At 37.8% G+C, this 23,789-nt stretch carries 20 protein-coding genes; 5 read left to right on the forward strand and 15 right to left on the reverse strand.

The genetic code is table 11. The features are described 5' to 3' along the window. Positions 1–32: 32 nt before the first annotated feature. On the reverse strand, positions 33–1,067 hold the full coding sequence (argC, locus tag MKY88_RS18110) for an N-acetyl-gamma-glutamyl-phosphate reductase (RefSeq protein WP_258268714.1): 1,035 nt from the start codon (positions 1,065–1,067) through the stop codon (positions 33–35). Between the two features lie 234 nt (positions 1,068–1,301). After that, entirely contained in the window at positions 1,302–3,029 is a 1,728-nt protein-coding gene (gene acsA / locus MKY88_RS18115) for an acetate--CoA ligase (RefSeq protein ID WP_445669176.1), read from the reverse strand. Between the two features lie 324 nt (positions 3,030–3,353). Here acsA and MKY88_RS18120 point away from each other — a divergent pair, with 324 nt between their 5' ends. From MKY88_RS18120 to MKY88_RS18130, 3 genes are read left to right on the forward strand one after another with little or no spacing between them, the layout of a single operon-like run. Then, positions 3,354–3,986, forward strand: a complete 633-nt coding sequence (locus tag MKY88_RS18120) for a GNAT family N-acetyltransferase (protein ID WP_025116994.1) — start codon at positions 3,354–3,356, stop codon at positions 3,984–3,986. 24 nt (positions 3,987–4,010) lie between these two features. Then, positions 4,011–4,658 carry an acetoin utilization AcuB family protein gene (locus tag MKY88_RS18125; protein WP_193832879.1) on the forward strand — a complete coding sequence of 216 codons (648 nt, stop codon included), beginning with the start codon at positions 4,011–4,013 and terminating at the stop codon, positions 4,656–4,658. After that, a complete protein-coding gene (locus MKY88_RS18130; protein ID WP_340814366.1) occupies positions 4,658–5,818 on the forward strand; it encodes an acetoin utilization protein AcuC in 1,161 nt (386 codons plus the stop codon). Before MKY88_RS18125 ends, MKY88_RS18130 begins: the two co-directional genes overlap by 1 nt. A gap of 119 nt (positions 5,819–5,937) precedes the next feature. On the opposite strand, the gene ccpA is transcribed toward MKY88_RS18130, so the two are convergent. Both ccpA and MKY88_RS18140 read right to left on the reverse strand, forming a co-directional pair. Then, complete coding sequence (gene ccpA, locus MKY88_RS18135) at positions 5,938–6,942, reverse strand: catabolite control protein A (protein ID WP_008176748.1); 1,005 nt, start codon at positions 6,940–6,942, stop codon at positions 5,938–5,940. Positions 6,943–7,116: 174 nt separating this feature from the next. Further along, positions 7,117–8,202, reverse strand: a complete 1,086-nt coding sequence (locus MKY88_RS18140) for a bifunctional 3-deoxy-7-phosphoheptulonate synthase/chorismate mutase (protein ID WP_008176746.1) — start codon at positions 8,200–8,202, stop codon at positions 7,117–7,119. Between the two features lie 174 nt (positions 8,203–8,376). Between MKY88_RS18140 and MKY88_RS18145 the strand changes: the two genes are divergently transcribed. Continuing rightward, a complete protein-coding gene (locus tag MKY88_RS18145) occupies positions 8,377–10,530 on the forward strand; it encodes a cell division FtsA domain-containing protein (RefSeq protein ID WP_328203750.1) in 2,154 nt (717 codons plus the stop codon). 54 nt (positions 10,531–10,584) lie between these two features. Here MKY88_RS18145 and MKY88_RS18150 read toward each other — a convergent pair whose 3' ends face one another. From MKY88_RS18150 to MKY88_RS18190, 9 genes are all read right to left on the reverse strand, one after another. Next, positions 10,585–11,076 carry a YtxH domain-containing protein gene (locus MKY88_RS18150; RefSeq protein WP_036119633.1) on the reverse strand — a complete coding sequence of 164 codons (492 nt, stop codon included), beginning with the start codon at positions 11,074–11,076 and terminating at the stop codon, positions 10,585–10,587. Positions 11,077–11,213: 137 nt separating this feature from the next. Next, the gene (locus MKY88_RS18155) at positions 11,214–11,711 is read right to left on the reverse strand and encodes a DUF948 domain-containing protein (protein ID WP_043990204.1); all 498 of its coding nucleotides are present in this window, start codon (positions 11,709–11,711) and stop codon (positions 11,214–11,216) included. Positions 11,712–11,819: 108 nt separating this feature from the next. Next, positions 11,820–13,133, reverse strand: coding sequence for a UDP-N-acetylmuramate--L-alanine ligase (gene murC, locus MKY88_RS18160; protein WP_193832881.1), 1,314 nt, complete (start codon positions 13,131–13,133; stop codon positions 11,820–11,822). A gap of 229 nt (positions 13,134–13,362) precedes the next feature. Beyond that, the gene (locus MKY88_RS18165; RefSeq protein ID WP_328203745.1) at positions 13,363–16,500 is read right to left on the reverse strand and encodes a DNA translocase FtsK; all 3,138 of its coding nucleotides are present in this window, start codon (positions 16,498–16,500) and stop codon (positions 13,363–13,365) included. Between the two features lie 261 nt (positions 16,501–16,761). Continuing rightward, positions 16,762–17,376, reverse strand: coding sequence for a YtpR family tRNA-binding protein (gene ytpR, locus MKY88_RS18170; RefSeq protein ID WP_193832883.1), 615 nt, complete (start codon positions 17,374–17,376; stop codon positions 16,762–16,764). Next, entirely contained in the window at positions 17,373–18,197 is an 825-nt protein-coding gene (locus tag MKY88_RS18175) for a DUF1444 domain-containing protein (RefSeq protein WP_258270488.1), read from the reverse strand. Before MKY88_RS18175 ends, ytpR begins: the two co-directional genes overlap by 4 nt. 72 nt (positions 18,198–18,269) lie before the next feature. Beyond that, positions 18,270–18,788, reverse strand: coding sequence for a hypothetical protein (locus MKY88_RS18180; RefSeq protein WP_069482368.1), 519 nt, complete (start codon positions 18,786–18,788; stop codon positions 18,270–18,272). 101 nt (positions 18,789–18,889) lie between these two features. Then, complete coding sequence (locus MKY88_RS18185) at positions 18,890–19,411, reverse strand: DUF84 family protein (RefSeq protein WP_328203738.1); 522 nt, start codon at positions 19,409–19,411, stop codon at positions 18,890–18,892. A gap of 58 nt (positions 19,412–19,469) precedes the next feature. Then, positions 19,470–20,546 carry a M42 family metallopeptidase gene (locus MKY88_RS18190; RefSeq protein WP_054610884.1) on the reverse strand — a complete coding sequence of 359 codons (1,077 nt, stop codon included), beginning with the start codon at positions 20,544–20,546 and terminating at the stop codon, positions 19,470–19,472. A gap of 164 nt (positions 20,547–20,710) precedes the next feature. Between MKY88_RS18190 and MKY88_RS18195 the strand changes: the two genes are divergently transcribed. Next, complete coding sequence (locus tag MKY88_RS18195; RefSeq protein ID WP_008176726.1) at positions 20,711–21,025, forward strand: hypothetical protein; 315 nt, start codon at positions 20,711–20,713, stop codon at positions 21,023–21,025. Between the two features lie 65 nt (positions 21,026–21,090). On the opposite strand, the gene MKY88_RS18200 is transcribed toward MKY88_RS18195, so the two are convergent. Both MKY88_RS18200 and MKY88_RS18205 read right to left on the reverse strand, forming a co-directional pair. Beyond that, positions 21,091–22,448, reverse strand: a protein-coding gene (locus MKY88_RS18200; protein WP_340812835.1) for an IS3 family transposase whose coding sequence is annotated in 2 segments (ribosomal slippage) — positions 21,091–21,995 and positions 21,995–22,448 — 1,359 coding nt in all. Because the reading frame shifts where the segments join, the coding sequence is not laid out codon by codon here. An 80-nt stretch (positions 22,449–22,528) separates the two neighbouring features. Further along, complete coding sequence (locus MKY88_RS18205; RefSeq protein WP_328203733.1) at positions 22,529–23,755, reverse strand: carboxylate--amine ligase; 1,227 nt, start codon at positions 23,753–23,755, stop codon at positions 22,529–22,531. Positions 23,756–23,789 lie beyond the last annotated feature (34 nt).

Genomic DNA, 23,789 nt, shown 5'->3' on the forward strand with positions numbered 1-23,789 from the left:
CTTATTTTTTCATCAAACTAAACGTGGAACTGTTAAATAAAGAACGGTACGACATCAAGGCCTGTCGTTTGTGGTAAGTCAAATTGTACATTCATATTTTGGATAGCTTGCCCTGCAGCCCCTTTGACTAGATTGTCAATCACACTAACGATTGTGGCACGATTTGTACGAGAATCTACTTTCACCAAAATATCGCAATAATTGGAACCCTTGACACGGTTAGTCCCTAAACTAGTAGCATCTGTAACAATTCGAACAAAAGGATGTTTTTCATAAGTCTCCTGTAAGCAAGCAATCAACTGAGCCTCTGTAACACCTGCCATTACAGGCGCATAGGATGTTGCTAAAATCCCACGTGTCATAGGTACTAAATGAGTATTGAAAGTAATATTTTTTTCTACATGAGCAAACATGGATAAAGCCTGTTCTATTTCTGGTATATGTTGATGTGTATTTACTTTATAGATAGAGAAGTTCTCATTCGTCTCACTAAAATGAGTTGTTTGTGACGGCTTATTGCCAGCTCCTGAGATGCCACTTTTTGCATCAATCACTAAAAAGCTTGGATCAATTAAGCGTTCTTTCACTAGCGGTAGTAATGATAACAACACTGCTGTTGGGTAACAACCTGGATTAGCAATAAGAGTAGCTTGCTGTATCTGCTCTGAATTCCATTCCGTTAAACCATAAACACTTTGCTGAACTGTATTAAATGGTGCTGCTTTTTTGCCATACCATGCTTCATAGCTTGCAAGATTTTTTAACCGGAAATCACCAGATAAATCTATTAGTTTTGGACCCTTGTTAACCAATGATGGTAATAACTTACTTGTTACGCCAGATGGTGTACTTGTAAAAATTACATCAAACATCGCTAAAGTATCTTCCTCTATTTTTTGTAACGGCCTATCTACAATCGTCAAAAGATGACCAAACTTTGAAGAAAAAAGAACTCCCTCCTCGGAAGAAGTAAATAATGTTAGCTGCTCTACAGCCGGATGATTATGTAAAAACCGAATAAGCTCTAGCCCACCATAACCTGTTGCTCCAACAATTCCTACTTTCAATGCACTCACCTCTAAAATAAGTTAAAAATAGTATACGTCTGCATAAATATTAAGTCAACTGAATTTTTATTTAATTTTATTTTTTTCCGTACACCATAACTTCCCGTTAAAATATCCCTTCAGCATTGTGAAATAAAGAAAAAAGAAGACAAGAATCCTTTCATTGATTGAATGAATCCTTACCTTCTTTTCATGCATAGATTGTATAAAAATTAATTGATGTCCTTTACTTTATCAGTCTTCCATCGTCGATAAGTCACCCGTAGGTAAATTTAACTCCCATGCCTTCAACACTCGACGCATAATCTTACCACTGCGTGTTTTTGGTAGTTTTTCCTTAAATTCAATTTCCCGTGGTGCAGCATGAGCCGATAAACCTTTTTTAACAAAATCTCTTATATCCTCAATTAATCGATCAGAAGGTTCAACGCCCTCTCGTAAGGATACAAAGGCTTTTATGATTTCCCCTCGGACTGGATCTGGTTTTCCAATGACTCCTGCTTCAACAATATCTGGATGCTCCAATAGCTTGCTTTCCACTTCGAATGGTCCTACACGCTCACCGGCTGTCATAATGACATCATCCACTCGACCTTGGAACCAGAAGTATCCGTCATCATCCATATAGGCAGAATCTCCAGATACATACCATTTCCCTTTTAAAAAGTAAGATTCATAGCGCTCTGGATTGCCCCAAATTTGACGCATCATAGCTGGCCAACCTCGTTGAATAGCTAAATTTCCCATTGTAAACGGTGGTACTTCGTTTCCAGCATCATCTACAATCGTCGCATGAATACCTGGAAGTGGTTTTCCCATCGATCCTGGCTTAATATCCATCGAAGGGTAATTACAAATCATATGCGCTCCTGTTTCTGTCATCCACCATGTATCATGGATTCGATGACCTAATTCTTCTACTCCCCAACGAATCACTTCGGGGTTCAATGGTTCACCGACAGATAGCACATGACGTAAAGATGATAGGTCATAGCTTTCAAGCAAGCCACTCCCTGCCCCCATCAGCATACGGAATGCAGTTGGTGCACTATACCATACCGTAACACTATAATCTTCAATGGCTTGATACCATGCTTGCGGTGAGAATCTTCCTCCAACGATCACCATTGTTACCCCATTTAACCATGGCCCAAAAATACCATAGGCTGTTCCTGTCACCCATCCTGGATCAGCCGTACACCAATAAATATCTTCCTCACGTAAATCAAGAACCCATTTCGTAGATTGGTATTGTTGAAGCATAGCATTATGAACATGTAGCACTCCTTTTGGAGCACCAGTTGATCCAGAGGTATAGTGAAGAATCATCCCATCTTCTCGATCTACCCACTCCATATCAAACTGAGCAGAAGCCCCTTTCAATCGTTGATTAAAGTCTAGAATTTGGGCTGTTTCCTCAATATCTTCACCTATTAAAAAGATATGCTCGAGATGAGGTAATTTAGCGATAGGTACACGTTCAAGTAGCGCCGGTGTAGTAACTAATACTTTCGCCTCACTATCTGCTAGTCGATCATACACAGCACCTTCCATAAAAGCTTCAAATAATGGTCCAACAATAACCCCCATTTTCAGCGCACCTAATAATGAAAAATAGAGCTCAGGAGATCGTGGCATAAAAATAAATAAACGATCACCTTTTTGTAGATTAGTAGCTGTTTTGAGCACGTTGGCAGCCTTGTTCGTTAACCTTTTCATTTCATTAAATGAATACGCCTCTTTACGTTTACCATCATTAAAATAAAGGGCAACTTTATTTTTACGATGTGTTTCTGTATGGCGATCAATTGCCTCATACGCCATATTCACTAAACCTGTTTCGTACCAGCTAAATGCTTTTTCCGTATCAGCCCAATTATGAGACTTTGCCACTTCTTCATAATTCATTAAATGGTGCTGACCAGCTAAAGCCGTTAACTTCTCCTTCATTTTCATCTCCATGAAACTACCCCTTTCTTTGCTTTTGCTTCAAACTGTTCATTTTTCAACAATCCCCTCTGCTGAAATAATAAATTTACGTTCCAAGCAAAATATATATGCAGCTTTTGTTATATAACAGTTTATCACATTACAAATGACATAATTCTTAATTACACTACTTTTATCTGTTAAATAACAGAAGCAATATATTATATTTTACACGAATCCAAATAGATTGTCTTAATATTTTTACTTTTCCGAAAATACGGGTATATTTTGCAAAAATAAGCGTTTTTACGCAAGAAATCAGCTATAATGGAATTATTAAACTCAGGTGGTGGCATTATGGAACATAAAAAAACTTTTTTTTCTGTCAAAAGGGAAACTAAGCATGGTACTGTGTATGTGGAAGGACCTGTTCCTCCAGAAAAATTAGCAACATATTCTTTCCATGAGGGCTTGGTTGCTTTTAGACCTCCAAAACAGCAACAACAAGCTATCATTGAAATTGCAGGGCTTCCTGAAGGGCGTATTATTATTATTCGAAACGAAGATATCGTTGTAGGCTATGTGACCTATCTTTATCCTGATCCACTTGAACGATGGGCGGAGGACCGAATCGATGACATGATTGAATTAGGGGCAATTGAAGTGATTCCCGACTATCGCGGAACCGGTTCAGGAAAGGCATTACTAGCCGTTTCATTTATGGGTGATGAAATGGAAGATTATTTAGTGATAACTACCGAATATTATTGGCATTGGGATTTAAAGGGGACTGGCTTAAATGTTTGGGACTATCGCAAAATGATGGAGAAGATGATGAGCTCTGTCGGATTCGAATATTTTGCTACGGATGATCCAGAAATTACATCACACCCAGCAAATTGTTTAATGGCTCGCGAAGGTAAACGCGTGCCTCCTGAGACAATCGAAAGATTTGATAGGCTTCGTTTTAGAAATCGTTTCATGTATTAAAACCAATGCAAAGGGGATGCGTATATGATCGTAGAAGAAATTATGAATGAGGAACCTTACACATTAGCTCCTACCAATACCGTATTGGAGGCACTAAAGCTAATGCGTGACAAAAAAGTTCGCCATTTACCAGTTATAGATGATGAACGTCACGTTCTAGGAGTGATTACAGAAAGGGACATTAAAGAAGTTTTGCCATCATCTTTACAAGATGAACCTAAATCTCCTGTTTTTCATGCAAAAGTAGAAGAAATAATGGTCAAGGATCCGCTTGTCGGTCATCCACTTGATTTTGTTGAAGAGGTCGCTCTTACCTTCTACGAATCCAAAGTGGGTTGTTTACCTATTGTCTCTGGAGGGAAATTAGTAGGAATTGTTACTACAACGGATTTACTCTATACATATATAGAGCTGACCGGTGCTACGGAACCTGGCTCAAAAATTGAAATTCGAGTAGCTGACACGCCAGGTGTTTTATTTGAAATAACAAAGATATTTCATCATCATCATGCCAATGTCCAAAGCGTCTTAGTGTATCCTGATTCTGAAAATACGCAAAATAAAATTTTAAGTGTCCGAGTAAAAACACTGAATCCTTTAGCTATGATTAAAGACCTTCGCAAAGAAGGATTTGATGTACTCTGGCCTAATTTACCAGGTGTTTCGTTATAATGAAAAAGGCAGTATTTGTTTACTCGCCTGAACAACTCGGATATAAATTTTCAGATACACATCCTTTTAATCATAAACGCTTGACGCTAACGATGGATTTACTAAAAAAAATAGATGCTCTCGATGATATAGATATTATTCCAGCACGTGTTGCAACAGAAGAGGAGCTACTGCTTGCCCATGACCCTAAGTATATTGATATCGTAAAGAAGGCAGGACATGGAGAATTATCGGTAGCCCAATGTGAAAGCTATGGTATCGGCACAGAAGACACACCAATTTTTAAAAATATGCATGAAGCAAGTGCCCAATTAGTCGGTGGGACATTAACTGCCGTTGATTATGTAATGGAAGGAAAAGCTGAGCATGCGCTCAATCTTGGTGGAGGGCTACATCACGGTTTTCGTGGTCGCGCATCAGGATTTTGTATTTACAATGATAGTACAGTTGCGATTCGATACTTACAGGAAAAATATAATGCCCGTGTATTATATGTCGATACAGATGCGCATCATGGGGACGGTGTGCAATGGAGCTTTTATGAGGATCCAAATGTTTGTACATTGTCTATTCACGAAACAGGGCGCTATCTATTCCCTGGAACAGGCAATATTACTGAACGAGGCAACGGACAAGGGTATGGTACCTCCTTTAATTTCCCTATGGATGCTTTTACAGAGGATGAAAGTTTCCTAGAAATCTATGAACAATCTATGAGAGAGGTTTTCGAATATTTCAAGCCAGATGTTGTGCTCACGCAAAATGGAGCAGATGCCCATTATTTTGATCCTTTGACACATCTTCATGGCACTATGAATATATATCGTGAAATTCCAAAACTCGCACACCAATTAGCCCATGAATATTGCGATGGTAAGTGGATTGCGGTGGGTGGAGGTGGCTATGATATATGGCGAGTAGTTCCACGTGCTTGGTCCATGCTCTGGTTAGAAATGACTGACCAGGCGTTACCATCGGGACCTCTTCCACAGGTATGGCTTGACCGCTGGCAAACTGAAGCTCCCGTTCCTTTTATTCCAACTTGGGAGGACCCATATCCTTTATATGAGCCCATTCCACGGAAGACAGAAATAGAAGAAAAAAATGCTCAAATGTTAGCAAAAGCACTACACCTTATACGCAATGAAAAACGAGATTAACACCTTTCCTCACGATTTTTCGTGGGGTTTTTTTCATTGGTTTAAAGCCACATCCCCCTGCGCTCCATTTTAAATAAAAAACACGCAAATCCTCGATAAGATTTACGTGTTCCTAAATATTATTTACTTTTGACGGATTGTCGATGTTCAATACGATGGGGTAAAATTACCGCCTCATCTTCGACCGGTTCCTTACTCATCAATTTAGTAAGTAGGCGCATAGCAACAGCACCAATGTCGTACAGTGGTAATGCAACACTTGTTAGTTGTGGACGAACCATTCGTGCTAATTTAGAATTCTCAAAGCTAATCACTTCGATATCCTCTGGAACATTTTTACCGGCGTCTTGTGCACCATGAATTAAACCAATTGCCAATTCATCACTGCCCGCAAAATAGGCTGTAGGTGGTTGTTCAAGCGCTGATAAAATCTCCCAAGCTTCTAAGCCCATGTCATAGCTAGATTCTTCAGCAGCAATTAATGCTTCATCTATTGGCAAGCCAGCATCCTGTAATGCTTTCTTATAGGCTGCTAGCTTGAATTTTCCGTTAATTGTATACGAAAGTGGGCCCGTTACGAAACCAATGCGTGTATGACCATTTTGAATCAGTAAAGATATCGCTTCATAAGCCGCTTGGAAATAGTCAATATTGACAGTAGCTATTGTTTGCGATTCATCTACAGAGCCTGCTAATACAATTGGGACCGGTGAATGATCCATTGTTTGTTGCATCTTTTCTGTTACTTCATCACTCATCATCACAATACCATCTACTTGTTTGCCAAGCATAGTATCAAGTAACTGTAACTCTTTATCTTCATGTTGATCTGAGTTGGCTAAAATAATATTATAACGGTACATTGTGGCTATATCCTCTACACCACGAGCCAGCTCTGCATAAACATTGTTTGCAATATCTGGGATAATCACGCCAACTGTTGTTGTTTTCTTACTTGCTAATCCACGCGCTACTGCGTTTGGACGGTATTCTAATCGTTCAATTACTTCTAGTACTTTTTTTCGTGTTGCTGGTTTTACGTTTTGATTACCATTGACTACACGAGAGACCGTTGCCATAGAAACATTTGCTTCTCTTGCAACATCATAAATTGTAACAGTCATCGTACGTGCCTCCCTTTTTTCCTATTATAGCCTTATCATACGATAATTTTCATATTATTTTCAAGAAGAACTACGTAAAAACCAAGTACTAATAGTCCTATTCTAGACATTATTTTGTCACGATATAACAAACACCGCCTGCCAAAGTAAGCAAGCGGTGTTAGCTGTTAACAATTAAGCATGGATTTCATGATTTTTCATGAATTTTTGTAGTGTTTCATAGAATGCGTCGAATGTTGGGATGTCCATTTGTTGTTGTGAATCAGAAAGTGCTACAGATGGATCTGGATGCACTTCTGCCATAACACCATCAGCACCGATTGCAATGGCTGCTTTGGCACATGGTAACAATAAATCACGACGTCCTGTTGAGTGTGTAACATCTACGAATACTGGCAAATGCGTTTCTTGTTTTAACACTGGTACGGCAGAAATATCTAATGTATTACGAGTTGCTTTTTCATAAGTACGAATACCACGCTCACAAAGGATGATATTTTCATTTCCTTTAGACATAATGTATTCCGCTGCATGGATGAACTCATCAATCGTTGCAGCTAAGCCTCGTTTTAGTAGGACAGGTTTATTAGTTGCACCTGCTGCTTTTAATAATTCAAAGTTTTGCATATTTCGTGCACCGATTTGAATCACATCAATATAATCTAATGCTTCCTCTAAATGACCTGGCGTCACAATTTCAGTAATAACGCCTAAACCATATTCCTCAGACACACGTTTTAAGATTTTTAAGCCTTCTAATCCAAGACCTTGGAAGTCGTATGGAGAAGTACGTGGCTTATAAGCACCACCACGGATTAGCTTTTCACCTTTTGCCTTAATAGAAGCCGCTACTGCAGCTACTTGCTCATAAGATTCAACGGCACAAGGACCAAATACGAAAGATGGCTTCCCTTGTCCAATTAATTCACCATTAATATTAATGACTGTATCTTCGGATTTCTTCTTACGAGATACAAGTAATTCTTTCTTCTTATCAGCTTCAAGTTGTTTTAAAGCTGTTTTAAAGATTTGTTTAAATATATAATCTACCGTCATTTGGTTTAATGGACCTTGGTTGTGTTCTTTAATAAGATCAAGCATGTGTCTTTCACGCAGTGGGTCATAGCGATTTACACCTTGTTTTTCTTTAATTTTACCGATTTCATCAACTACAGCTGCACGTTCGTTAATAAGACGAAGAATTTCTAAGTTTAATCCGTCGATTTGACTACGTAAGCTTTCTAAATCTTTTTGGCTCATGCTTTCTTGCTCCTCTCCTCATGACAGACACTTTCAGAACTCTGAAATGTATGTTACATTTTTAGATAATAGCAATATTATAATCAATGTTGTTCAGAATGTCACGCATTTTTAATTTAGCGCTTCAACTCGCTAAATTAAAATTGAGATATAACGCGGAAGGAAGCGATTACATTGAGTTCTAAATTATTTGCACTTGATATTGGTACACGCTCAGTGGTCGGAATTATTCTTCAAGAAGAAAATGACCATTATCATGTAGAAGATATTGTAGTGAAAGAGCATAAAGAACGTGCCATGGTGGATGGTCAAATACATAATGTCATGTATGTGGCAGAATTAATTAATACAATAAAATATGAACTTGAAGAGAAACACGGTCCCCTGACGAAAGTAAGTGTTGCAGCAGCGGGCCGATCCTTGAAAACTGAACAAGCTAGCGTGACGATCAATATACGTAATCGTCCTATTTTTACAGAAGAAGATATAAGTCGCTTAGAGCTCCAAGCAGTTCAACAAGCCCAACAGCAACTTTTACAACATAAAGAAGATGCCAAAATAAGCCACTATTACTGCGTAGGCTACTCAGTCCTCTACTATCGCTTGGATGGTGAAGAAATTGGCAGCCTCTTGGATCAACAAGGAGACGAGGCACAAATCGAAGTCATCGCTACGTTCCTACCTCGTGTTGTAGTCGAATCACTAATTGCCGCTTTAAAACGAGCTGATTTAGAAATGGAAGCTTTGACATTAGAACCTATTGCAGCTATTAATGTCCTTATCCCTTCCACGATGCGTCGTTTAAATGTGGCTCTTGTCGATATAGGCGCGGGTACTTCTGATATTGCCATTACCGATAAAAGTACTGTTGTAGCCTATGGTATGGTTCCAACAGCAGGCGATGAAATAACAGAGGCTTTAAGTGACCATTATTTACTAGACTTTCCTGTTGCCGAAATAGCAAAGCGTCAGCTTCAAACAGCAGAAGAAATATTAATTCAAGATATTCTTGGTTTTGATCAGTATTACCCTAAAGCTGAAGTTTTATTAGCAATTGAACCTGCTGTCAAGCAGCTTGCAAAGTCCATTGGAGAAGAAATTTTACGACTCAATAACCGTGTGGCTCCAAAGGCTGTTATGCTTGTTGGCGGAGGTAGCTTAACACCTAACTTAACAACAGAACTTGGACTAGTCCTTGATTTACCAGCAAACCGTATAGCTGTTCGAGGCATTGATGCTATTCAAAACCTGACAAAAGAAGAGCATATCAAAGCATCGCCAGAGTTAGTTACGCCAATCGGTATTGCCATAGCAGCGAAAAAAATGCCTATCCAATATATGAGTTTAACGGTAAATAATCAGGTGGTTCGTCTTTTTGAGCTAAAAGAAATGACAGTTGCAGATGCTTTTTTAGCGGCTAATATCCGCGCTAAACAATTGTATGGAAAACCTGGCCACGGCTTATCTATTAGTGTTAACGGACAAGATATATTCATTCCTGGTGGTCATGGACAGCCAGCTGAAATATTAGTCAACGGACAACAAGCATCAACGAAAACACTAATTAAAACAGGCGATGCCATTCAGCTAGAGGAGGGACAAGATGGACAGCCAGCCACAGTAACGGTGAGAGATCTTATTGATCATGCTGCAATCAAGACCATAACTATTCAAAATACAAAATATGTCATTGAGCCGAAAATTTCAGTCAATCACTCACCCGCATCGCTGGATACAGTTTTGAATGATCGTGATAGTGTCGTTTTTGAGATAGCTGAAACCATTGAGGAAATTTTTAAAGTCACAAACAACTGGCATTTATTGAAGCAATTTGAGTCTTATACAATACATGTCGATGGACAGCCTTTATTTTTACCTGAGTTTTCTTCCCAATTAACGATTAATGGGAAAACTACTAAATTGAGCTATGCTGTGCAAGATGGTGACATGATTAACTTTCAGCAGCAATCATTGCCAACTGTTCAGCGCATTGCAGACCAAATGAATCTTTTGCTGGAAGATAAAATCATCATTCATTTCCAAAATGAAGTAGTGGAGCTTTCCAAAACAGTACATGAAGCACTGGTCAATCAAATGATTGTAGCTCCTCTTTCAACTGTGCCCAATGGAGCCACTGTATTATTTACAGAGAAGGATCGCAGTCGTTGGATTTATCAAGATGTATTTCGCTTTTCTAATTGGCAGCTCCCAAGCACATTCAAAGGAAATTTTACGATTTTAAGAAACGGCCAGCCTGCAAGTTTTGATATGGAAATTTTCGGTGGCGATCGACTTGAAATACTATTAGCTGAAACCCCTATCGTATAAAAAAAAGGGATACGTTACACGATGATCATGTAATGTATCCCTTTTCGTTATGCATTATGCACGTACTTCTTCATTTGAGTCTTTTGTTTCGTCTTTTTTCTCTTCTGCTTTTACTTCTTCGTTAGGAATAAAATCCTCAAGTGGTTCTTCACCCTCAAAGGAAACCGTCCCATCATCAAAAACTGTAGGAGCCTTTGCTGTTTTTAAAGTTTTTACTTTCTCCACTAATTGTGTAGATTGTTCTTGAATTTGTTTAGAAAGTTGAACCGTTTTATCTTTTGCAGTTGTCGAGAAGTCTGCACTCTTATCTTTTAAATGAACAGCTTGTACAGCCACTTCACTACGTAAATCTTTTCCTGATTTTGGAGCCAACAGTAGACCTGCTGCAGCACCTACAATTCCACCTACTAATGCGCCAATCACAAAATCTTTCATGTTTACACGCTCCTCTTCATAAATCGAATCTTGCGAATGATAAAGCTGAGGCAATGAACTTTCAAGCTGTTTTTCCTTTACTTCATTAAAATTTGGCTTTTGAGTTGTCATGCAACAATTCCTCCCCATCATATTATCAATTTTGTCTAGACAGGTTGTCCATCTACTTTTTACAGATGCATGTTCAACTTATGTCCAAGACTTTATTTTTATTCAGACCGTATCATGTACTTACTGAATAATTTTTACTATTTACGACCCCATTTTCTTTTCGGCTTTTCTACTTGAACCGTTTCAAAGCCATACACATCCTCAGATACAGTTTCTTGCTCTATGATTTTGCGCTTTTTCCATTTATCAGCAATGCCCATTGCAACATTGCTCCACTGTACTACTTGCGCAATTTTTTCTTCATTTTGTTCTACACTTTTAGAAACAGAAGAAGTAATTTGCTGTACAGAATTATTTAAACCATTAACAGAATCACCAATACCTTTAACAGCTTGAACCACTGAATTTAACTGTTCAGATTTATGTTGAATATCCTCTGCTAAGCTATTTGTTTTGGATAATAAAGAAGTTGTTTCTCGTGTGACCCCTTCCATTTGGCCTTCAATACCTGATAAAGTACCAGATAAACTGCTTAAGATGGACTTGAGCGAGAATAATGTCATTCCTACACTCACACATAAAATTAAAAACCCGATTGCAGCGATAATGGCTGCAATATACAAAATCACTTCCATAAGTTGACCTCCTGCTAGTAAATTCTCTTTACTATTACTTTCCCTATCTTCGACAAAAAAAACGGAATTCCTGCTCAAATTTTAAAAAAACAGCTTAACCCCTACGGACTAAGCTGTTTCATCGTTTTTAAGCACGGCTTCAAAAGCATCTTGGAATTTATGAACATCTCCAGCACCCATAAATAAGAATACTGCGCCTTGATGTTTTGTTAGTATATCAATTCCTTCAGTGGTAATCACTGCACTGCCCTCGATTAATGACGCCAAATCTTGAATAGAAAGTGCGCCTTGCGTTTCTCTTGCAGAGCCAAAAATATCACATAAATAGGCTGTATCTGCAAGGCTTAGACTATCTGCGAAATCTTGTAAAAAAGCTTGTGTACGTGTAAATGTATGTGGTTGGAATATAGCAACTAGCTCACGATCTGGGAACTTTTGTCGCGCTGATTGAATGGTAGCACGAATTTCCGTTGGATGGTGGGCATAGTCATCTATTAATACATTATCCCCTATATCTGTTTCAGTAAAACGTCTTTTTACACCTTTATAGGTGTGCAAACGATCCTGAATAATATCAGGTGAAATTCCTTCATATTCACATAGAGTAATGACCGCTAATGTATTTAAAATGGCGTGATCCCCAAATAATGGAATGAAGAAAGTGCTATAAAATTCATTACGAACAAAAACATCGAATTTTGTACCTTCTGTCGTTTTTTCAACATTACGAGCTTCGAAATCATTCTCAGATCCAAATCCATAATAAACAACCGGAACTTTTGCTTGGATACGTTGAAGTTGTTCATCATCGCCACATGCAATAATAGCTTTCTTTACTTGTAAAGCTAATGATTGAAAAGCAGAATAGACATCATCTATATTGGCAAAGTAGTCTGGGTGATCAAAATCAATATTTGTCATCACCGCATAGTCAGGATTATATGCTAAAAAGTGTCGGCGGTATTCACACGCTTCCATCACAAAGAAGTCAGCATTCGCATGACCAGCACCAGTACCATCACCAATTAAATATGATGTTGGTTTATAACCACCTACCACATGTGCCATTAAACCTGTAGTTGAAGTTTTACCATGTGCACCTGTTATGGCAATGGATATATAGTTACCAATATATTCTCCTAAAAATTTATGGTAACGAATAATCTCTACGCCGATTTCTCGGGCACGAATTAATTCTGGATGATCATCAGGAAAAGCATTACCTGCAATTACAGTCATGCCTTCTTTAATATTATCTGCATTAAATGTAAAAATTGGAATATTACGTTCACGTAACGGCTGCTCCGTGAAGAAATATTTATCGACATCTGAGCCCTGTACTTGTTCACCAGCATCAAATAAGATTTGTGCAAGTGAACTCATGCCAGAACCTTTAATGCCTGTGAAATGAAAAACTGTCATTAATTAAACCCCCCGGGAATTTCAATATCCCATCTATCATCTATTAGGTGTAACGTATTATTTCACGATTGATTAGGTATTAATACCTTCACAAGTATTAAAAAATACGTACTATTCAACACATCTTGTCTATTATAGCACTTTTTATGCATAAGGATAGATGTGTAACTTTTCTAAAAAAACTAATTTCTACGTAAATTAGATAATGTAGACGAAAACAAGGCAATTCTTATTCAAACATAGTAATTAAATCTTCTTCCGTAATGAAACTTTCACGCGGCTTACTACCTCTTGCCTCTGAGATAAAGCCATGTGATTCCAACATATCAATTAAACGAGCAGCACGATTATAACCAATATGATATTTTCGTTGAATCAATGATGTAGAAGCTCCGCCTTGTTCAAAAACAAAACGGCAAACATCTTCAAACAAATCATCCTGTTCTGCGGATACCTCTGTTTTTTTCAATAGCTCCTCTTGATCAAAAATATAATCTGGCTCTCCTTGTTCACGAACATGCTCGATGATCGCTTCAATTTCATCGTCTGTAACAAATGTACCCTGGAGACGTACTGGTGCTGACATACCGTTACCTAAATATAGCATATCGCCTCGTCCAAGTAACCTTTCTGCTCCCTGCCCATCCAAAATTGTACGAGAATCAATTTGTGAAGATACTGCAAAGGCAATACGTGTAGGAATATTGGATTTAATTAATCCTGTTATAACGTCTACAGATGGTCTTTGTGTTGCAACAATTAAATGGATTCCACATGCACGTGCCTTTTGAGCAATACGGCAAATTGCCTCCTCTACATCTGCTGGAGACATCATCATTAAATCCGCTAACTCATCAATAACAATTAAAATATATGGCAATTTCAAGCTATGTTCATTATTTTTATCTGCTATTGCATTATAACGAGTAATATCCCTTGCCCCAGCATGCGCAAACAGTTGATATCGACGTTCCATTTCCTCTACTGCCCATTTAAGAGCTGCCGTTGCAGCCTTCACATCTGTAATTACAGGGCTAACTAAGTGTGGGATATGGTTAAATGGCGCCAGTTCTACCATTTTAGGGTCTATCAACATTAGTTTTAGCTCATGTGGTGCAGCTTTATATAATAAACTAACCAAAATAGAATTGATACAAACGGATTTACCTGAACCTGTCGCACCAGCAATTAAACCATGAGGCATTTTTCGTAAATCTAATGTAACAGGCTTACCTGTTAGATCAAGACCTAAAGCTGCCTCTAACGGTGAATCTGATTCAAGGAAGGATACACTATTCGTCACTTCTGATAATCGAACCGCTCTTGATACTCGGTTTGGAATCTCAATACCAATCGAACTTTTCCCAGGGATCGGTGCTTGAATACGAATATCCTTTGCTGCTAAAGCAAGCTTTAAATCATCTGCTAAATTTCTGATTTTGCTTACCTTCGTACCGTGACTCACAGTAATTTCAAATTGAGTAACTGCAGGTCCCTGCATAATCGATTCGATTTGAGCAGAAACCTGGAAATAAGAAAGTGCTTCCACCAATGTATCGCCCTGCTGCTCCATCCAATCTGTATCCTGCGTTTTTTCCTCTGGTGGCTCTAAATATTCGTCAGTAGGTTTTTGATAAACGTGCACAGGTATTGCTTTTTCCTCTACTTGTAGCTCCTGTTCCGCTTCTAAAACCTGTTCTTGAATTTCCATAGGTATTACTGGAGAATCCTCTACAATTTCAGGAAGCACTTCAGTGACTGAAATTATCTCTGATTCTAGCTCTGTCGTTGCAGCAACTTCATCTACACTAATTCTTTCAATTTCTGCTCCTTCATTCGTAGATACACGAGTCATAGTTGTTACAGGAGCCATTGTAATAACTGCTACTGGATTTTCTGATTTGGTTTCTGTAATGAGTTCTTGTCTTTCATCGTCGTGTCCATTGTATTCGACATCTCCTTGAATTTGACTGAATAAAGCAGATTGTGAATCGCTTTCTTCCTCTAGCTGTGGTTCAACTAGCTGTATAGCATCTGAATCTATGCTCTCCGAAGGCAGGGATTGTTCCTCTTCTTTAGCTTCCGTCGCATCCATCAGCACATCTTCTACCGCTGCCAGATTACTTTCCACACGAATAGGTTGTGCCATTTTCATTTGCTGTTGAATCCGCCATTTTTCTTTATCCGTTTTTAACATTAAAACATTGAAAGGAATGCGACTTTTTTCTTCCTTTGGCAAAGCATCAGATGATTGTTCATCAATATCCAACTGATAGTCCTCTTCATTACTAGAAGGCTGTACGACAGTTACCTCTCCAATATGAATGGTAGAATTTTCAATTTGGACTTGTTCCACAATCAATTCTTTAACATGAATCTCTGACTGCTCTGCAGAAAGCTGCTGTATGGTTTGATCTTGCATAGCTGCTTCCTTCACTTGATCTTCAAATGCCATGGCAAAAGGTGTGGTTTGTGGCACCACGATATCCGTTGGCGCACTGTCCGGTACACCCTTTTCTTCATCCAATACATCAGCATCAAATGTAATAGGTTCGACAGTCGGTTCATGGAATTCTTGTTCAATTTCAACATGATGTTCTGTACTAGGCGGCTCTTTTTCTTCTAGTATATTTTCATTAGCTACATTTGTTGTCGCTTCTTTTAATGACTGATGAATTGTCAATACATCAGAGGTTGTCCTAGCCGTTTCTTGTAGCTCCTGTTCTTCTTTTCTTTTATCCAATAATTCATTGATAGGACTTGGTTTCGCAAATCCATAAACGGGTGAAGGTACATCCGTTGGGATAAAGCGTTTACGATTTTCAAGAAAATCGCTATCTACTTTTTGAACTTTTTGTTCTTTCCACTGTGGTTTATCTTTTGGTGCAGATGTTGTCTTAGGTATGATTGACTCTTCACGATCTTGTGCATCTCGGAAAACTAAACTCGCTCTTGAACGGTGTTCCTGTTCAACTGGTTGACTTTTCATAGTTGTTTTTCTACCAGTGCGTTTTGAACGATTCGCTAATAAATCTCGAATCCCTGATACATCTACATCATAAACGCTGGAATCAACAATATGATGATTTAAATGCTTGGGTAAGGATAAATCCTCAATTTGCCCATAATAATCATCATTTTCTACCTGATTGAACATTTCTTTTGGGGGCGCTTGTGATACAACGCCTTCCTCATCATCGTCAATCAATGGGAATCGGAAAGTTTTTTGCTTAGTCATCGGCGCCTCTTGCTGAATATGTAACTGTTCTGCTTGTTCCTCACCGTAGTCCTCATAAAATTCTTCATACTCGTATTCATTTTCATCTTTATTTAAAATTTTAGTTATTTGTTTTTTTAACCAGTTCACTTCGTTTCACTCATTTCTCTTACACTTCATTTATAGCATTGTCTAGTATTCCTCAAATCAATAGCTCAATGTCTATATCAAAAGCATACCATAAAAACGGTCGCGAAACTTGCATTTAGAGGCTCATTCTACACAAAAAAATCGTTATGTTACTAGCATATTAGTAACATAACGATTTAGGGAATTTCACCTTGATACATTGGATAATATCATGATAAAAATTTAAATTTTTAATAATTTTATTTTTTAAAAATGAGTTTATTATTTACTCATTGATTCAAATGCACTACCTACGATAGCATCTTCAGGCAAAACTAAAATCCCTTTTTCAGATGGAGCATTCGGAATAGCTAGCTCACGTGCTGAACAAAGCATGCCAAATGAATCTACACCTCTTAAATTCCCTTCTTTTATAAGCATTCCTGAAGGCATAACTGCACCAATTTTTGCAACAACCACCTTTTGTCCTGCTTCTACATTAGGTGCGCCACAAACAATTTGTAAAGTCTCATCTCCAACGTTTACAGAACAGATACTTAATTTATCAGCATTTGGATGCTTCTCTTTTGTCTCTACAAAACCTACGACAAACTTCGGAGAAAAATCAACATCTAGGCTAATGTTAGCACCGTTCTTCTCGATTGCTGCTGCTAATTGTTCAACTAACTCAGGTGTTACCTCAACTAATCCTTTTGCATCTGTTTGTACATATTGGCTCGCGTTAAATAAATTAAATGCTTTAACTTCACCTGTTTGAGCTTCTTTTAAAATAGCAATATCTCCAGCACGCTCTACTGCTGTATTAACGATAGACTCCGTTGCTAGTTGAACTAGTAATACATCTCCTACATGCTCTTTGTTGTAAAATACGTTCATTGTTTTTCTTGCTCCTTTTTCACTCTATTTTTTGCTAAGATAAAGATCGGTTCTAATTCCCCATCTTCATAAATAAAAGATAATGACGTGATTGGTACTGTACCAACTGCAAAGAAATGCATAGTCATCTGCGCTAATACATCATACCCTGTTTCATTCCGAATATCACCTATAATTAGCACATCTTGATGGGGCACAGACAATGTCATATCCCCCTCTATTTGAGTACGCATTTCTTTTAAAAAGCTCTCATTTAAAATTCGGCTTGCATCATAGCCATCATTCATATTAACAAAATAAAAGATGTTATTGGCGACCTCATCCTTTTTATAAGAGGTTGGTAATTGTTTAACTGAAAAACGTGCCATTTCACGAATTTGCTCTACACTTAATTGTAAAGCTTCCAGCATAGATTCATCGATAAAACGATAGGTTTTGCCTAAATCAAGCGCATAAAAGATACGTGTTTCCGCTGTATGGTCTGTTGTAATAAACGCATGTCCCTCTTTTGACGCTTGAGGATATGATGTCGCACGAATAACAGGATAAATGTGTGTATCCGTTTGGAAACCCTGTTCTTTTTCTTGTTCCATCGCATTAAAAGTTTGCGTAATCGTATACACAACCTCATCAATAGCTGACTCTTGCTTATCATTGTATTTTGCTAAAATTCCAGGTAACGAAAGCTCCATACCTTTTTCAATCGTCTTATGATTTAATCTTAATTTATCGTGCTTTTTATCGAAATGAAAATCGTATTTCTCTTCGTTTAATCGTTTTCTTAATAGCTCTACAAGCTGCTCTGATGTCAATTGCTTCATTCTTTCTCACATCCTATCTTCAAAATGAAACGGCTCACATGTTTGTGAACCGTCTTGTTCAATCTTGTTTATTTACTTCATCTTAACCGAATGAACGATTTTCGTCATCTCACGCAAATTATCTTCTATATGTTTGGCCTTAGAAATCGTGGTCATTTTCACGCCACCACTACTCACAATGAGCTCCATTTCATTCTCATCATCTGTTTTTAGTACCGCTGTAAAGCCAAAGCGACCATCTTTATCATAAGTAGTCTCCTCAATGATTTTATCAGCTTCATTTTCTTTTAAAAGATGATAATAAAGTTTACTATCTTGTGCTTCTCTATCGTTAATGAAGAGGATGTAGCTTTCTTTTCCTTTTGAAATAACAATATTGTAAGCATCTGAACTATCTTCAACTTTAAAATTTGAAGGTAAGTATAAATTAATATCCCCAATTTCCTCGGTATGTTCTTCAGGCTCTTCTGCAAAAACCGTTTCTGTGATTTGAAGCCCGTTGGCAATTTGCTCATCGATCGATTGATTGCAGCCAGAAAGCATCAGAAGTAACAGCGTCAGGCCAATAGCTTGTAGCCATTTATATGACATGTCTCTCTTCCTTTCTCTTTCACTACTAACTTTTTTTCTATTTTAAAAAAATTATTAGGAAGATGCAACCTCTCCGCATGCACATCACTAATTCCATTTAACTATTTTTCAGAAAATGTGAACAAATATTGACCAACCAATAGTGATACAATATGCTCAAACATCATTTGTCGGCTTACTAAACCTTGTGTAAAAATCCCTACTGCTCCAGCGCCCTGACGAATATCTCTGCGCTGTGTATACTGCTCCATCAGTGGGCCAAGCTCTCCACCAGATCTGATTTCCTGGGCAATTTCTTTTGGTAAAATAATTTGTGCACCTGCCGCTGTAAACGTTGTTCCATCGGATACTGTTAATGCACCCCAATTACACACATACATATCGCCTTCTATTTCAGTTACACCACCTTCTAAGCCAAAGGATAATGATGCATCTGTTGTTATCATGGCATTTTTGGCACGGTTTATGGCACCTAATCTCGTTTCCTCATTCGACATAGGTTGATCTGATACTTCAGAAGCAGCTTTCACATAGGTAAAGATTGTATCCTCAAAATATTTTTGAGCTACAGCTTCAACTGCTTCAGTTTTCGCTTTATTAGTAGTTCCAATTGCTATTTTCATCAAACCCCTACTTTCTTCCCATAGAAAAAGATGCCTTTACAGGCATCTTTCCAACTTCTTATACATTAGCGCGAATAGACTCTAAAGTCGAACGATCTGCTTTTTTCACTAATTCAACAATTAATGCTTTAGCAGCAGCATAATCATCAATGTGAATGATAGACGCAGATGTGTGAGTATAACGTGAGCAAACACCAATTACTGCACTTGGTACACCGTCGTTAGCTGTATGTACTCTCCCAGCGTCAGTTCCACCCTGTGATACAAAGTATTGGTAAGGAATATGGTTAGATTCAGCTGTATCTAAAATGAATTCTCGCATACCACGATGTGTCACCATTGTAGGGTCTAGAATACGAAGTAATGTTCCTTTACCAAGCTGTCCAAATTGATCTTTTTTACCGGATGTATCATTTGCAGGTGATGCATCTAATGCAAAGAATAAATCTGGTTTAATCATGTTTGCTGACACTTGAGCACCACGTAAACCAACCTCTTCCATTACATTTGCCCCTGAATATAAATGAGATCCAAGCTTATCATTTTTGACTTCTTTCATTAATTCAATTGCTAAACCACAGCCGTAGCGGTTATCCCAAGCCTTGGCCATAATTTTTTTCGGATTGGCCATTGGTGTAAATGGACAAACAGGAATGATGGATTGTCCTGGACGAACCCCTAATGCTACCGCATCTTCCTTGCTGTCAGCACCAATATCGATTAACATATTTTTTATATCCATAGGCTTAGAGCGTTCTGCATCCGTTAATAAATGCGGTGGGATAGATGCGATAACACCAGGGATAGCCCCATTTTTCGTATAGACTTCTACACGTTGTGCAAGCATAACCTGGTTCCACCAGCCACCTAACGTCTGAAAACGGATCATGCCATTATCAGTAATAGAAGTAACCATAAACGCTACTTCGTCCATATGACCTGCAACTAAAATTTTTGGAGCATCCGCAACATCACTATGCTTTACACCAAAAATCCCCCCCAAATTGTCTTGAACGATTTCATCTGAATACTTTTCCAACTCAGATCGCATGAACGCGCGAACAGCGTGCTCATTACCAGGAGCGCCTGGTAACTCTGTTAATGTTTTAAATAATTGCAATGTTTCCTCATTCATGTTGACTCTCTCCCCACGAAGTAGAATATTCTTCCTCGCCTATTGTAACATATTTATTTCCGAATTCGAAATATTGATACATTTCCTAAAACTGTTATCGTGTGAACGTGCATTCACTCTATAGGCTATGCTAAAATATAGGTACAGAAAAAGGAGGAAGATGTATGAAATTACGTGATTTTTTAATTGGTGTTGCAACTGGCTTAGCTGCCGCAGTCATTATTAAAGAAGCTAGTGAAAAAGTTTCTCCGTTCGTACCTGCAGGACAAGTACTTGAAAACATAAAAAAAGAATTTAAAAAGGATGCTCCGATTGACGGTTCCTGGATTTTTATGAAAACAGAAGATTATACAAATGGTATCATTACTATTCCTGTTTATCGTGGAGGAATCTCGCGCATGCATGAGGGTGACATGCAAACATTTGAATTTGCTGCTGATGCACGCTCTGGCGTTGTAGTAGAATTAACAGAGGTTTAACCCTAAAAAAATGCAAAAGAAGCCATCTCATTTTGATCTGACCCAAAAAAGTTAGACATATTTAGTTAAGCAACTGCTAAGACCTGAGTTCGGTACTCCACCGGGCTTAGGTCTTTTAATTTTTCTTTCATTCGTTTGTGATTGTAGTAGTGAATATAGTCGTTGAGTTCCTGTTCAAAATGTGCCATGGATTCAAATTCTTGTAGATACAGGAGTTCAGATTTTAATAAGCCAAAGAAATTTTCGATGACTGAGTTGTCCAAACAATTACCCTTACGGGACATACTCTGCGTAATACCATGTTGCTTTAATGTTTGTTGATACTTTTTCATTTGATAATGCCAACCTTGATCTGAATGAAGAATAACTTGATCACTTGATTCGAGGCGCTCCAATGCTTGTTCTAACATATTATGGACTAGTTTATACACTGGACGCTTCATAACCGTGTATGCAATGATTTCGCCATTACATAGATCAAGGACGGGTGATAAATAGCGTTTCTCACCAAATAGATGGAACTCTGTCACGTCTGTTACCCATTTCTCGTTCATTTTTTCCGCTGTAAAATCGCGTTGTAATATGTTTGGGGCAATTTTTCCGACGTTACCTTTATACGAACGATATTTCTTCATGCGGACTTCACACTTTATGCCAATGGCATTCATCAAGCAGTTAATCGTTTTCGGATCATGGTGAATACCAAATTTTTTTAGTTCTTTGGTGATCCGACGATAACCATAACGTCCCTTATGTTCATGATAAATGGACTGAATTGCGACTTTCACATCAGCGTATTTATCATGACGATTCAAACGCTTTTCCCAGTAATAATACGTACTACGTGGAATATCAGCGACTTTGATTAATTCCACTACTTCATAGATTTCCTTTAGTTCATAAATTACTTGCGCTTTGATTTGATTGGTAATTTTTCTTGCATTTGAACTAAAGTATTCAACTTTTTTAAGTACGCATTCTCCATTTCTAATTGTTTGATTCGTGCTTCTAACGCCTCAACAGATCCTTCAGCTGGTGTTGATTTCGTTGTTCTTTTTGTCTCTTTTTTCATAGATGGATGCCCCTTTTTCTTAGAAACAAGGGCATCATAACCACCAACTTCAAACTTCAACTTCCAATTCCGAATCATGCCAGGAGATGAAATATTGAATAGTGCAGCTGTGTCTCTCGAAGATGTACCTGTCTCGTTCATATAATTAAGTACATTCATTTTATAGTCAGCTGAATATTTTGTATAGGACTTTAAGAAAGTCTCTACGCCATTTTTTTGATAACGGCGAACCCATTCACTGACAATCTGAGCTGTCACACCTATATCTTTCGCAATTTCGATCATAGGTTCATTTCCATTTAAATATCGTTGAACTGCTTGAATACGTTGTTCAACACTTACTTTTGCCATAAAAAAAACCCCCGTAAAAGTTAGATTGATGTCCAACTTTTACGGGGCAGTTCATTTTTAATTGAGATGGCTTTTCATTATTATTCTGATAAACCTTTATTATTAAAGTATTTTTTATATTTACGATAATAATTTAAGTTATTGAGTGTTAGCTTCACCCAACGCTTGGTATTCATATCTGCATTATAGTAAAGGGAGTTTGTGTATTTACCCTCACTAATTAATTTTTTTGCCTCTAATTTAAGCTTTTCGTTCGATGCATATTTGAATAATACACCTTTTGGAATAACCATCCACAGATGTTTGTCCTCCACATAAGTAACTTCTTGCTCGATGTTTAACATATGATCATCAGCAACATACTTCATTAAATTATGGCCACTTGCCGTTACATAATAGCTGGATCGTCCATTACGTAAATTAATTTCAAACAGCTTGTACTGTTTATCACGAATATCGTATTTCATATCGAAATTGGCAAAGCCTGTATAGCCGATGTCCTCTAAGAAGAAACGTACTTGATCCATTAATTCTTTATCGTATGTTGTAACAATTGCTGCATAACTTCCGATTCCTTCAGGTGAATGTTCTTCTAGAATAGGATTTCCTAGACACATTAGCTTGACTTTCCCGTCTTTGCCCACATAAGCGTTAAGCACACGCATATAAGAATCATCACCAGGGATAAATTCTTGAATAATCATTGTATCTTGATAGCTTGAGCTATAAATCGCTTTTAAAATAGCTGTTTTTTCTGCCTCATCATGCGCAACAAAAACCTTTTTCTTCCCTGGGAATTTACATGCCCAGTATTCAACCGAATTTGACGCCTTTAAAATAATTGGATACTCAAATGGAGGCGTAAAATTTTCATAATTATCTGCTGTTACAGTCGTTGTCCCTGGATATTTAAAATCGTATTTATCACACATCTTGTAGAAATTCTCTTTGAGTAAGATTTCATCCATTAAAGACTCATCAATGTAAGGCACTGTGAAATGCTCCTGTAGCGCTGGCTTATTTTTAATAATAAGCTTGGCATAATCGTCACCACACGCTAAGAGTAATAGTTTTTTATCCGCATATTGTTTTGCAACTTGTGCAAGGGCAGGAGCAAATACATCCTGCTCATTTAAACGGTCGATTTCTTGAAATTGTAAGATATGACTATCTTGTGTGGCTGTTAAATGAGAACGTCCTAAGACAAGTGGTTTAATTCCATATGCTTCATAAAATGCACGGGCCATCCCATATGCATTCATATCTGATCCTAGTAAAACTGGTAAAAATGGTTGTTCAGTTGCCATGTTTATTTCAACTCTCTTTTATTTTTTAGTTTCG

Source organism: Lysinibacillus sp. FSL R7-0073 (genome assembly GCF_038009065.1).
In the GTDB taxonomy this organism is placed as follows: domain Bacteria; phylum Bacillota; class Bacilli; order Bacillales_A; family Planococcaceae; genus Lysinibacillus; species Lysinibacillus fusiformis.